We start from the raw sequence: 10841 nt of genomic DNA on the forward strand, positions 1-10841 counted from the left end.
CATACCCCCGGAAGCTAAAAGTCTCCAGAGTATGGCGGAACAGAAGATGAGCGATCGGACAGAATCGGAATCGCTGATCGGGCGACCGGAATCAGTGATCGGGTGAAATCGGAATCAGTGATCGGACGTGACCGGAACCAGCATTAAACAAATAGGTATTAAAATTCGGCGAATTTGCGCTTAAATCGGGCCGTATCAGCCCCTATTTCTTTAATGCCGGTTTGTTTAATACCGGGCGCGATCTGGCATTTTTGGGGTGGGTTTATGCCGCGGCGTTGGTGGATTCAGGCGTGCCATTCGATCTGTTATTCGGGCCTGCTTACAAAGGTATCCCGATTGCGACCACCACCGCGGTGGCGCTGGCGGAGCAGCATAAACGGGACGTCACCTATTGTTTCAACCGTAAAGGAAGCCAAGGATCACAGTGAAGGCGGGACGCTGGTCGGTAGTCCGCTCCAGGGTAAAGTGATGCTGGTCGACGACGTTATTACCGCGGGCACCGCTATCCGCGAGTCGATGGCCATTATTGCCGCCCACCAGGCAACGCTTGCCGGGGTGATGATTTCGCTGGACCGGCAGGAAAAAGGGCGTGGCGAGATTTCGCTATTCAGTAAGTGGAGCGGGATTATCACTGCAAGGTTCTTGCTATCATCACGTTGGCGGATCTGATCGCCTATCTGGAAGAAAAAGGCGAAATGGCCGACCATCTCGCCGCGGTTCGCGCCTATCAGCAGCAATACGGCATCTGAGCCGGCCAGGTGGGACGGGCGTTCGCTTTAATGCCGGTCAGTGAAGCACTCGCGTTGACGGGCGGTGGAGCGCCGCTATCCACCGCGCCGCGGCACTCAGTGCAGCTGCGCTACCAGGAGCGGCCAGCGCAGCTCGAACTCCTGCGTGGGCCGGTATTTGAATTCAGTACGCACAAAGCGCGACAGCATGCCTTCGCAAAAGGCCAGCAGCTGGCTGGCGAGCAGCGACTCATCCAGCTCAAACGCTTCCCCTTCGCGCAGTTTGCGCTCGCGCAATACCTGGCGCAGCTGTACTTCGATACGCTCATACAACTGATTGATGCGCCCCTGAAGTCGGTCTTGTTCAAACATTAGCGCGTGGCCGCTCATAATGCGCGTGAGCCCCGGATTTCGTTCGGCGAAGCCCAAAAGCAGCAACAATATCAGACGAAGCCGATTCAGAGTCTCTTTCTCATCTTGTAGGATCAAATTAATCCGGCTAATCAGACTATCCTCGATAAATTCGATAAGGCTGTCAAACATCCGGGTTTTGCTGGGAAAGTGGCGGTAAAGCGCGGCTTCCGAAACGCCAACATTGGCTGCCAATTTTGCGGTGGTAATACGTTGGCTGCCGTCGCTGGATTCAAGCATCTGTGCCAATGCTTGCAGAATCTCCTCGCGGCGGTTGCGTTTCGTATTCTCTTTTTCTGCCATGCTGAATAGGTCCCTGAGTAATCACTGTCAATAATGGTTAAACACCAGGCATCGGCCGTAGCGCGCGCGGCGCTATGGCGTTAATGGATTTGTATTCGATGCCGGGTAATGGGCAGAATCGTCAGGGGCTATAGTCGCCCGGAGTGGCCGAAGCCCCCCTCGCCGCGTTCGCTGGTATCGAAGGATTCCACCAAGTTAAACTCCGCCTGCACGACCGGCACAAAGACCATTTGCGCCATGCGCTCCCCCGGTTCAACGGTGAAAATGTCCTGGCCGCGGTTCCAGACCGAGACCATCAGCGGCCCTTGGTAGTCCGAATCAATCAGTCCCACCAGATTACCCAGCACGATACCGTGCTTATGACCCAGACCGGATCGCGGCAGGATAACCGCCGCCAGATTGGCATCGGCAATGTGAATCGCCAGCCCGGTCGGGATCAGGGTGGTTTCACCCGGCGCCAGCACCACCGGCTCATCGATACAAACGCGTAAATCCAGACCGGCGGACCCCGTGGTGGCGTAAGCCGGTAGCGGGAAACGATTGCCAATGCGGTGGTCCAGGATCTTAACGTCGATTTTTTTCATCATAACGGCTGACAATCTCGTCAATTAGTTGTTGAGCGAGCAGTGATTTATCGCTCAGAGGTAACAGGGTTTCCCCATCCTGCCAGAACAGATGCAACGCATTGTTATCACTGTTAAACCCTTGGCCGGTTTGGGAAACGTCATTGGCGCAAATCAAATCCATTTGCTTATTGATACGCTTTTGCCGGGCGTATTCTTCCATATTGTGGGTTTCGGCGGCAAATCCGACGACGTAAGGACGTTGTTTTGTTAGTGCGCCCACGGCCGCCACAATATCAGGATTTTTAATCTGGGTGATCATCAGGTCATCGCCCTGCTTTTTGATTTTTTCCGGTGAAAAACGGCGGGCGCGATAGTCTGCCACCGCCGCGCAGCCGATGAAAATGTGTTGTTGGTGGATGGAGCGCATTACCGCATCCTGCATCTCCAGCGCGCTGGTCACGTCGATACGCTCCACATCCGCAGGCGTTGGCAGGGAGACCGGGCCCGCTATCAGCGTGACCCGCGCGCCTTTGGCCGCGGCGGCGCGGGCGATGGCGAAGCCCATCTTGCCCGAGCTGTGATTGCTGAGAAAACGTACCGGATCCAGCGCTTCTCGGGTCGGCCCGGCGGTTATCATGATATTGAGGTGGCTTAGCGAGCGATCGGGGGTGAAATGCTGCGCCACGTGGTCCATCAGCACCAGCGGATCGGGCATCCGCCCCGGGCCGATATCGCCGCAGGCCTGGCTGCCTCTATCGGGCCCCCACAACAGCACGCCGCGGCCGCTCAACGTGGTCAGGTTCGCCTGCGTGGCCGCCGCCCGGTACATTTGTTGGTTCATGGCCGGCGCCGCCGCGACGGGGGCCGCCGTCGCCAGGCAGAGCGTGGTGAGCAGATCGTTGGCCATTCCCGCCGCCAGGCGCGCCAGCAGATCGGCGGTCGCGGGCGCCAGCAGCAGCAGATCGGCCCATTTTGCCAGCTCAATATGGCCCATCGCCGCCTCTGCGGCGGGATCCAGCAGGTCGTCCGCCACCGGGTAGCCCGATACCGCCTGCAGACTCAATGGCGTAATAAACGCCTTCGCCGCCGCCGTCATCACCACGTGCACCTCGGCGCCCCGCTCGCGCAAACGGCGCACCAGTTCGGGGGCCTTGTAGGCGGCGATACCACCGCTTACGCCCAGTACAATATGTTTACCGGCCAGTCCCGTCATCTCGCATGTCCAGGTGAAATTATGGTTATAGGCATTTTATCATAACCCTCAGCGCCACGATCATTTGTCTGTTTACGGCTGTTTTGGAATCGTCATTCGGCTTTTCACCGTGCCATGTCGAACAACGGTGTTGCTGCTGGCATTATAAAGCTAGGGGTGAACGGTGCCCGGGAAGGTCCGCACAATGGAAAAAGTAAGTAAGAAAAGCTGGCCGTCAACGTTGGCACCGCGTGAAAAGCTGATTGCCCTCGGTCCCGACGCGCTGACGGACATTGAATTACTGGCGCTGTTTTTACGCACCGGCACCCGGGGCAAACATGTGTTGCAGTTCGCGGAGGAACTGCTGGCGCAGTTCGGTTCGTTCGATAAATTGATGACTGCCGACCACCAAACCCTCAGCGCCACGTACGGTCTGGGAGTCTCAAAATGTACACAGCTGCGGGCGATTGGCGAAATGGCGCAGCGCATTTTTCGTTCGCATCTGATGTGCGAGGATGCGATGACCAGCCCGGATATGGCCCGGCGTTACCTGCAGCAAATTTTGGTGTGCTGGGAAAGAGAGGTGTTTGTGGTCATGTTTCTCGACAACCGCAATCGCCTTATCAACCATCAGGAGTTGTTTCAGGGTACAGTGAACAGCGTAGAGGTCCATCCGCGGGAAATTGTCTGCGCGGCGCTCAAGATCAATGCGGCGGCGATTATTTTGGCGCACAATCATCCCTCTGGTAACGCCGAACCGAGCCGCGCCGACCGCGAGGTGACGGCACGTGTGGTCAAAGCCTGCCTGTTTCTCGATATCCGGGTGCTGGACCATCTGGTTATCGGCGCGGGGGAAATGGTTTCTTTTGCCGAAAAAGGCTGGCTGTAAGCCTTTTTCCCGCGATCCTGCGGGATCTTTAGCCGTGCGGGACTTGAGCAGTCGCGCGTCAAAGCGTATACTACGCCACCTTTGAGAATCTTGGGTGTAGCGTTGAGAGCCTATCTCAGCAGAGTTCTCTCTGTTGGAAGTCTCTCCTCAGTGAATATGCTGAGATGGGCTCTAAAGCCTGACGAGGCGGCTACCACCTTTCTTAGAGCTCGAGCTGATTTGATTTTTGGAGAATAGACATGTCCCGAGTCTGCCAAGTTACTGGCAAGCGCCCGGTGAGCGGCAACAACCGCTCCCACGCAATGAATGCGACCAAACGCCGTTTTCTGCCTAACCTGCACTCTCACCGTTTTTGGGTTGAGAGCGAAAAACGCTTTGTCACGCTGCGCGTATCTGCTAAAGGTATGCGTGTAATCGATAAGAAGGGCATCGAAACGGTTTTGGCCGATCTCCGTGTCCGCGGTGAGAAGTATTAAGGTAAGGAACTAAATCATGGCTAAGGGTGTTCGCGAGAAGATTAAGCTGGTTTCTTCTGCTGGTACTGGTCACTTCTATACCACCACGAAGAACAAGCGTACCAAACCTGAAAAGATGGAATTGAAAAAATTCGATCCGGTTGTACGCCAGCATGTGATTTACAAAGAAGCCAAAATCAAATAATTTTGGCGACTGGCTAAAAACCCGGCTCCGGCCGGGTTTTTTTATGGGCCGTCGGACGTATTATTCTCGACCGGCGGACATCCCGCTGACAGGGAGCATCAGATGCCGGAATTACCGGAAGTGGAAACCAGCCGCCGAGGGATTGAACCTTGGGTCGCGGGGCAGACGATTCTGCGGGCGGAGGTGCGTAATGCGCGGCTCCGCTGGCCGGTGGACGAAGAGATCATCGCGCTGCGGGACAGGTGGGTACTGAGCGTACAGCGCCGGGCGAAATATCTGCTGTTGGAGCTGGATCAAGGCTGGATCATTATCCATCTCGGTATGTCGGGACGTTTGCGGGTGCTGCCGCAGCCGCAGCCGCCTGAAAAGCACGATCATGTCGATCTGGTCATCAGCAACGGCTGTCTCATCCGCTATACCGATCCGCGGCGCTTTGGCGCCTGGCTATGGAGCGATAATCTGCTTACCAGCCGCGTGCTGGCTCACCTGGGACCTGAACCGCTCAGCGATGAGTTCGATGGCCGCTGGCTGTACGAGAAGTCGCGCAATAAACACACGCCGATCAAGCCGTGGCTGATGGATAATAAGCTGGTGGTCGGCGTCGGCAATATTTACGCCAGCGAATCGCTGTTTGTCGCCGGCATTTTGCCCGGCCGCGCCGCCGGTTCATTAAACGAAGAAGACGCTGCGCTGCTGGCGCAGAGTATCAAGGCGGTATTGCTGCGCTCGATTGAGCAGGGCGGCACTACGCTGCGAGATTTTCTGCAGTCAGACGGCAAGCCGGGCTATTTTGTACAAGAGCTGCAGGTGTACGGCCGGGCGGGCGAACCCTGCCGGGCGTGCGGAACGCCGATACAGGTCGCCAAGCACGGCCAGCGGAGCACTTTTTTCTGTCCCCAATGTCAGCACTGAGAGGGGCGATACCGCGCCCGGACCTCTTTGGCGATAGGCGCGGGCAGAAAGTGATCCACATCGCCGCCGTGCAGCGCCACCTCTTTCACCAGCGTGGAGGAGATATAAGACCAGGCTTCGGCGGGTATCATAAACACGGTCTCGAGCGTCGGCATTAAATGGCGATTCATTTTCGCCAACTGCATCTCATACTCGACATCCGTCATCGCGCGCACGCCACGGATGAGGATATTCGCCTGCTGCTGGCGAGCAAAATCGGCCATCAAATCGCTAAAGCCCGTTACCGTCACATTGGGCAGGTGGGCGGTAACCTGGGTTGCCAGCGCCACCCGTTCATGCAAATCAAACAGCGGCCGTTTATTGGGGCTGGCGGCGATCGCCAGCACGACCCGATCAAACATTTGCGCGGCGCGGGTCACTAAATCCAGATGGCCATTGGTCAGCGGATCGAAGGTGCCGGGATAGATGGCTTTGGTGGTCATAGGTCACTTCCCCTCTCGGCGTGGTTTAAGGCCCACAGAGTGGCATATTTATTGAAAGTATATTGTGCGTTCACCACCGCAAGCAACCAGCCCTGTCTGCCGTCCAAAAAACCGGCGCGCAGCAGCCAGGTTTTGAGGAAAGCACCGTAGGTGTGGCTAATAATGGCGAACATGCTGCATTTTCGCCCCTGGCGATGGCGTTCCCGCGCCCAGGCTTCGGCGTATTGCAGCTGTTTACGCTGAAAAGCCGGCAAATCGCGGCACGTCAGATGCTGTAAATCACCCGCCAGGGCAACGATGCCGGCGCCGCTCGTCTCTAGGGATTCATGAACCGGTAGCGCGTTGTAGCGATAGCGCTCGCGCGCATACAGCCGCACCACCCGGTCCGGGTACCAGCCGCTGTGACGCATAAAGCGGCCGAGAAACAGATTGCGCCGCGCGCAGCTGTAGACCACCTCCGGGTCGGGCTGTCGCAGCACCTCCTGAATCGCCCGGCGCAGCGGCGGCGTGACGCACTCGTCGGCGTCAAGCATCAGGATATAATCGCCGCTGGCATACGCCTGCGCCCGCTGGCGCTGGATACCGAAGCCCGGCCAGTCAGTGGACTGGATGACGCGCCCGCCCGCCTGTGCGGCGATATGGCGCGTTTCGTCACTGCTGCCGGCATCCAGCACCACGATTTCATCGGCCCAGCTTACCGACGCCAGACAATCCGGTAGGAGTTCAGCCTCGTTGCGGGTAATGAGCACCACCGACAGACGCTTTCTTTGCGACATTCACTGACTCCGTTGCGGCAGATAAGGCTCAAGCAGATTCAGCAGGCGCTGCAGCGCGCCCTGGTTCTGGTGCAGAACCTCGACGGCGTGACGGCCGTAATACAGGCGATAATCCTCATCGGTCAATAGAGTGGAGACCGTGTTGACCAGCGACGGCACGTCGGTGACGGTAATCAACCCGCCGGCTTCATCCAGTTTGCTGCAAATATCGCGGAAATTCAAAGTATGCGGCCCCATCAGCACCGGAATGGCGTGCGCCACCGCTTCCAGGGGATTATGGCCGCCGCGCGCCACCAGGCTGCCGCCGACGAACGCCAGGTCGGCGATGCCGTACAGCAGCATCAGCTCGCCCATGGTATCGCCCACCACCACCTGCGTGCTGGCGGACGGAATTTCGCTGCTGCTGCGCATGATGTAATTGAACCCTGCCTTCATGGTCATCTCCCGCGCCGCCGGAAAACGCTCCGGGTGACGCGGGACCAAGATAAGCAATAGATCGAGAAAGTTGGCCAGCAGCTGGCGATGCGCCTGCAATAACAGCGTCTCTTCGCCTTCATGGGTGCTGGTGGCTATCCATACCGGGCGCCGCGACGCCCACTGGCGGCGCAGAGTAAGCGCCCGCGCCGCCAGCTCGGGGGTAACGGAAATATCGAATTTCAGGCTGCCGGTGACCGCCAGCTGGTTCTTTTTCAGGCCAAGCTCGAGGAAGCGTGCGCCATCTTCTTCGTTTTGCGCCGCGATGAGGGTAATGCGGCGCATGATGTCGGCGACAAAGCCGCTGAACCTTTTATAACCGGCGGCGGAGCGGGCCGAGAGGCGCGCGTTGGCGACCACCAGCGGGATGCCGCGGCGGTGCAGCGCCTTGATAAGGTTTGGCCACAGCTCGGTTTCCATAATGATGACCAGCTTGGGATTGACCCGATCGAGGAAACGGCTCATCGCCCCGGGCAGATCATAGGGCAGGTAGACATGATGGACATCATTGCCGAACGCCGACTGTACTCGCTCGGAGCCGGTGGGCGTCATCGTGGTGACGGTAATAGGCAGCAGCGGGTAGCGGTGGCGCAAGGCGCGCACCAGCGGTATGGCCGCCAGCGTCTCGCCCACCGACACGGAATGCAGCATGATTCCGCCGGGTTTCACCTTGCCCTGGCAAAAGCCGTAACGTTCGGGCCAACGTCGACGGTAGGCGGGCGCTTTTCTACTGCGCCATAATAACCGTATCCACACCAGCGGCTGGATTAAATATATGATTATGTTGTAGATCATTATAATTAACTATTGTAAGGCACAGCGGCCCATGTGCTGAGTGAGTTTTTAACCAGATAATGTGAATTTCCCCAAACCGGGAACATGCTAGCAGATAAGTCATTATCCCTCATTAGCGGGGAGGCATTTATCTGATTAGTGCTGAATGCCGGCCGTGGCGCGCGAGCCACCCTAGACCGGCGCCAAGGCTATGATAGCAGTTGCCGATACAGACCCATAAGCTGACGTGAAAGATTTGCCGGCGTACAGGTGCTTACCCGCTGGCGCACGGCGGCGCCCATGGCGGGATCCCGCTCACGGGACGGCATCTCGGCGGCGAACGCCCTCAGGCTGGCGATATCCAGCGCATCGCAGATAAAGCCCTCGCGGCCCTGCTCGATAAATTCCGCGCCGCCGCAGCGTTGGCTGGTGATGACCGGCAGGCCGCAGGACATGGCCTCAAGGATCACGTTGGGGAACGGGTCGTACAGCGTCGGCAAGATGAGCGCGTCCGCGGCATGGTAACAGGGTAGCACATCTTGGCGGACGCCGGTGAAACGCACGCGCGACAGGCAGCCCAGGCTTTGCGCCAGGGCCTGATAGCGCCGTTGGTGTTTATCTTGTCCGACGACAATCAAGTAGCGATCGGTGTCGGCCACCGCGCTAAGGGCCTGCCGCAGCCCTTTGCGCACAAAACCGGAGCCGACGAAAATCAGTGCGCAGGCCTGTTCAGGGATCGATAGCACTTCCCGGGCCTCCCGGCGTTGCGCGCCGTCGGCGGGAGCGAACCGATTTGGATCGATGGCGTTGTAAATCAGGGCGAATTTATCCTCCGCTACGCCGTAATAGTGCATGATATCGTCCCGCACCATCGCCGAATTGCAGATGATTTTCTTTAGCTGCGGTGATTGAAACATGTCGCGTTCCGCCGACAGCACATAGCGGTGATAACGGCTGATTCGCGTCAGCCAGCGCTGATGGGCGGGAATGATGCGCGCGCGCTGCGCCAGCCACGCCCTGTGGACGCCATCGCCGGCGCGGAACACATCACAGCCGGCGATGCGCTCGTGGCTTTGCACCAGATCGAAATGGTGCTGTTGCCAGTACCGCCGGGCGGCATCGGCGAAACCGCGCTCGCGTACGATGCGGCCGCCACCGCGCGGGTTACAGATATGCACATGCCAGTCGGGCTGCGGTTCGCCTGACCACTGGCGCGTGATGATGTTCAGCTCCAGTCCGCTGTTATCAAGCGCTTCCAGGGCGCGGGAGATAAAGCGTTCTGCGCCGCCGTCGGGACGGTATTTTTGCCGTACTATCGCCAGGCGGATAGTTGTCATGTCGGATTTTCCCTTGCCGCCGCGATCCACGGGCGGCCGTTTGCGATGGCGCAAATGCCCTTGCCGGCACCGCGCGGTATGCTGATGGTGCTTTTCCGCGGGCGTCGAGCCGGTTTATGGCCGAGAAGCCCTTATCGGCCTCATGCCGAGTATTGTAGGCACCTTAATGCGCTGCCGGGTTTGGATATCAATCGGATCCGGCAGTTCGGCATAATCGCCGACCCACAGCACGGTACTCTTTTCGCTCCAGGGACGCCAGCGCTGTAGTTTAGTCGGGCCGAACAGCGCCACGCAGGGGTGTCCAGCGCCGCCGCCATATGCATGGGCGCAGAATCGACGCCGATAAACAGGCGTGCACCCTCTATGACCGCCGCCAGTTGAGGAAGCGAGAGTTGCCCGGCCAGGGAGACGGGTTTCACTCCACGGCATAGCGAAATGATATGATCAACCATCTCCTGTTCTCTTTTGTCCGGCGCGGCGGTCAGCACCACCGGCAACCTGCTGGTTGCCAATCCTTCAATCAGCTGCGCCATTTTGGCGTCGTCCCAGCATTTATACAACCAGCGCGAGGTCGACTGGATGACGATATAGTCGCCCGTCACCCGTTGTTCGCGCAATAACGTCTCGCCACGGATTTTATCCGCCGCCGTGTAGTACATGCTGCAACTGCGGTCGGTAATGGCAAGGTTAAGCGGTTCCAGAATACTGAGATTTTGTTCCACGGTGTGCAGCTGGGTGTGGTTGGCGGTAGTCACTAACCGGTTGTGCGCCAGGCGCCAGAGAAAAGAGCGCCGCTTGGTATAGTTAAAACCGATGCGCAACGCCGTGCCGCTGAGCAGCGTGATAATCGCGCTGCGCCATTGTTCGGCAAGATTGATGACAAGATCATAATGGCGCGTGCGTAAGGTTTGCGCTAAGGCGTATTCCTGTTCCAACTGACGCAGCGGGCCCTGTTTTTTCCATTGACGATCGATGACGTGGATCTGAGCTATAGCCGGATGATTCGCCAGGATCGGCGCCGTTTCTTTGTACAAGAGCACGTCAATTTCCGCCGCCGGATAATGCTGGCGCAGATTATTAATCACCGGCGTGGTCAAAATCATGTCGCCATGGTGGCGTAATTTAATCAGCAGGATCTTGTGGGGCAGGAAAGGCGTATCGTCGTGACGCGTGGGCATGGTGGCGCGGACCTGTATCAAACGTAAGCGTACGCCCAGCGCCGTATTGACAGTTATTCAGCAGGGATGGTGAGGTTCCACGGCAGGAGCTCTTTGATTTTGTTGATGGGATGATCCGCGATAATCGCCAGCACATGGCGCAGATACGCTTCCGGCTCC

General features: G+C 58.1%; 13 protein-coding genes and 1 pseudogene. 5 read left to right on the forward strand and 9 right to left on the reverse strand.

Features of this window, described 5'->3' with window-relative positions:
• Window positions 1–155: 155 nt before the first annotated feature.
• Window positions 156–749, forward strand: a pseudogene (gene pyrE, locus ACMX3H_RS09410) (orotate phosphoribosyltransferase); the annotation flags it as partial.
• 96 nt (window positions 750–845) lie between these two features.
• Here the strand turns inward: pyrE and slmA are convergent.
• The 3 genes from slmA to coaBC form a co-directional block, all read right to left on the reverse strand.
• Window positions 846–1442, reverse strand: coding sequence for a nucleoid occlusion factor SlmA (slmA, locus tag ACMX3H_RS09415; protein ID WP_415210623.1), 597 nt, complete (start codon window positions 1440–1442; stop codon window positions 846–848).
• Between the two features lie 128 nt (window positions 1443–1570).
• The gene (gene dut / locus ACMX3H_RS09420) at window positions 1571–2029 is read right to left on the reverse strand and encodes a dUTP diphosphatase (protein WP_415210624.1); all 459 of its coding nucleotides are present in this window, start codon (window positions 2027–2029) and stop codon (window positions 1571–1573) included.
• On the reverse strand, window positions 2007–3221 hold the full coding sequence (gene coaBC / locus ACMX3H_RS09425) for a bifunctional phosphopantothenoylcysteine decarboxylase/phosphopantothenate--cysteine ligase CoaBC (RefSeq protein ID WP_415210625.1): 1215 nt from the start codon (window positions 3219–3221) through the stop codon (window positions 2007–2009). Before coaBC ends, dut begins: the two co-directional genes overlap by 23 nt.
• A 184-nt stretch (window positions 3222–3405) precedes the next feature.
• On the opposite strand from coaBC, the gene radC reads away from it, so the two are divergent.
• From radC to mutM, 4 genes are all read left to right on the forward strand, one after another.
• On the forward strand, window positions 3406–4089 hold the full coding sequence (gene radC / locus ACMX3H_RS09430; protein ID WP_415210626.1) for a RadC family protein: 684 nt from the start codon (window positions 3406–3408) through the stop codon (window positions 4087–4089).
• Window positions 4090–4328: 239 nt separating this feature from the next.
• Window positions 4329–4565, forward strand: a complete 237-nt coding sequence (gene rpmB, locus ACMX3H_RS09435) for a 50S ribosomal protein L28 (RefSeq protein ID WP_025424096.1) — start codon at window positions 4329–4331, stop codon at window positions 4563–4565.
• Window positions 4566–4581: 16 nt separating this feature from the next.
• A complete protein-coding gene (gene rpmG / locus ACMX3H_RS09440) occupies window positions 4582–4749 on the forward strand; it encodes a 50S ribosomal protein L33 (protein ID WP_011412018.1) in 168 nt (55 codons plus the stop codon).
• 102 nt (window positions 4750–4851) lie between these two features.
• On the forward strand, window positions 4852–5661 hold the full coding sequence (gene mutM / locus ACMX3H_RS09445; protein WP_415210627.1) for a bifunctional DNA-formamidopyrimidine glycosylase/DNA-(apurinic or apyrimidinic site) lyase: 810 nt from the start codon (window positions 4852–4854) through the stop codon (window positions 5659–5661).
• Here the strand turns inward: mutM and coaD are convergent.
• The 6 genes from coaD to ACMX3H_RS09475 all read right to left on the reverse strand — a co-directional run.
• Entirely contained in the window at window positions 5652–6143 is a 492-nt protein-coding gene (gene coaD / locus ACMX3H_RS09450) for a pantetheine-phosphate adenylyltransferase (RefSeq protein ID WP_415210628.1), read from the reverse strand. The genes mutM and coaD overlap by 10 nt on opposite strands.
• Window positions 6140–6919, reverse strand: coding sequence for a glycosyltransferase family 2 protein (locus tag ACMX3H_RS09455; protein WP_415210629.1), 780 nt, complete (start codon window positions 6917–6919; stop codon window positions 6140–6142). The genes coaD and ACMX3H_RS09455 overlap by 4 nt, the downstream gene beginning before the upstream one ends.
• A complete protein-coding gene (gene waaA, locus ACMX3H_RS09460; RefSeq protein WP_415210630.1) occupies window positions 6920–8188 on the reverse strand; it encodes a lipid IV(A) 3-deoxy-D-manno-octulosonic acid transferase in 1269 nt (422 codons plus the stop codon).
• Between the two features lie 188 nt (window positions 8189–8376).
• Entirely contained in the window at window positions 8377–9504 is a 1128-nt protein-coding gene (locus ACMX3H_RS09465; protein ID WP_415210631.1) for a glycosyltransferase family 4 protein, read from the reverse strand.
• Window positions 9505–9644: 140 nt separating this feature from the next.
• Window positions 9645–10682, reverse strand: coding sequence for a putative lipopolysaccharide heptosyltransferase III (rfaQ, locus tag ACMX3H_RS09470; protein ID WP_415210632.1), 1038 nt, complete (start codon window positions 10680–10682; stop codon window positions 9645–9647).
• 53 nt (window positions 10683–10735) lie between these two features.
• The coding region (locus ACMX3H_RS09475; RefSeq protein ID WP_415210122.1) for a transposase domain-containing protein at window positions 10736–10841 on the reverse strand (106 nt) is incomplete at its 5' end.

Origin of the sequence: Sodalis sp. (in: enterobacteria) (assembly GCF_047607725.1) — a bacterium.
Lineage (GTDB): Bacteria > Pseudomonadota > Gammaproteobacteria > Enterobacterales > Enterobacteriaceae > JBLKSS01.

Bases quoted from the DNA above. Each gene is read 5' to 3' on its own strand.
- ACMX3H_RS09465 (WP_415210631.1), bottom strand. From the start codon at position 9,504: ATGACAACTATCCGCCTGGCGATAGTACGGCAAAAATACCGTCCCGAC.
- mutM (WP_415210627.1), top strand. From the start codon at position 4,852: ATGCCGGAATTACCGGAAGTGGAAACCAGCCGCCGAGGGATTGAACCT.
- coaBC (WP_415210625.1), bottom strand. From the start codon at position 3,221: ATGACGGGACTGGCCGGTAAACATATTGTACTGGGCGTAAGCGGTGGT.
- waaA (WP_415210630.1), bottom strand. From the start codon at position 8,188: ATGATCTACAACATAATCATATATTTAATCCAGCCGCTGGTGTGGATA.
- slmA (WP_415210623.1), bottom strand. From the start codon at position 1,442: ATGGCAGAAAAAGAGAATACGAAACGCAACCGCCGCGAGGAGATTCTG.
- radC (WP_415210626.1), top strand. From the start codon at position 3,406: ATGGAAAAAGTAAGTAAGAAAAGCTGGCCGTCAACGTTGGCACCGCGT.
- coaD (WP_415210628.1), bottom strand. From the start codon at position 6,143: ATGACCACCAAAGCCATCTATCCCGGCACCTTCGATCCGCTGACCAAT.
- ACMX3H_RS09455 (WP_415210629.1), bottom strand. From the start codon at position 6,919: ATGTCGCAAAGAAAGCGTCTGTCGGTGGTGCTCATTACCCGCAACGAG.
- dut (WP_415210624.1), bottom strand. From the start codon at position 2,029: ATGATGAAAAAAATCGACGTTAAGATCCTGGACCACCGCATTGGCAAT.
- rpmB (WP_025424096.1), top strand. From the start codon at position 4,329: ATGTCCCGAGTCTGCCAAGTTACTGGCAAGCGCCCGGTGAGCGGCAAC.
- rfaQ (WP_415210632.1), bottom strand. From the start codon at position 10,682: ATGCCCACGCGTCACGACGATACGCCTTTCCTGCCCCACAAGATCCTG.
- rpmG (WP_011412018.1), top strand. From the start codon at position 4,582: ATGGCTAAGGGTGTTCGCGAGAAGATTAAGCTGGTTTCTTCTGCTGGT.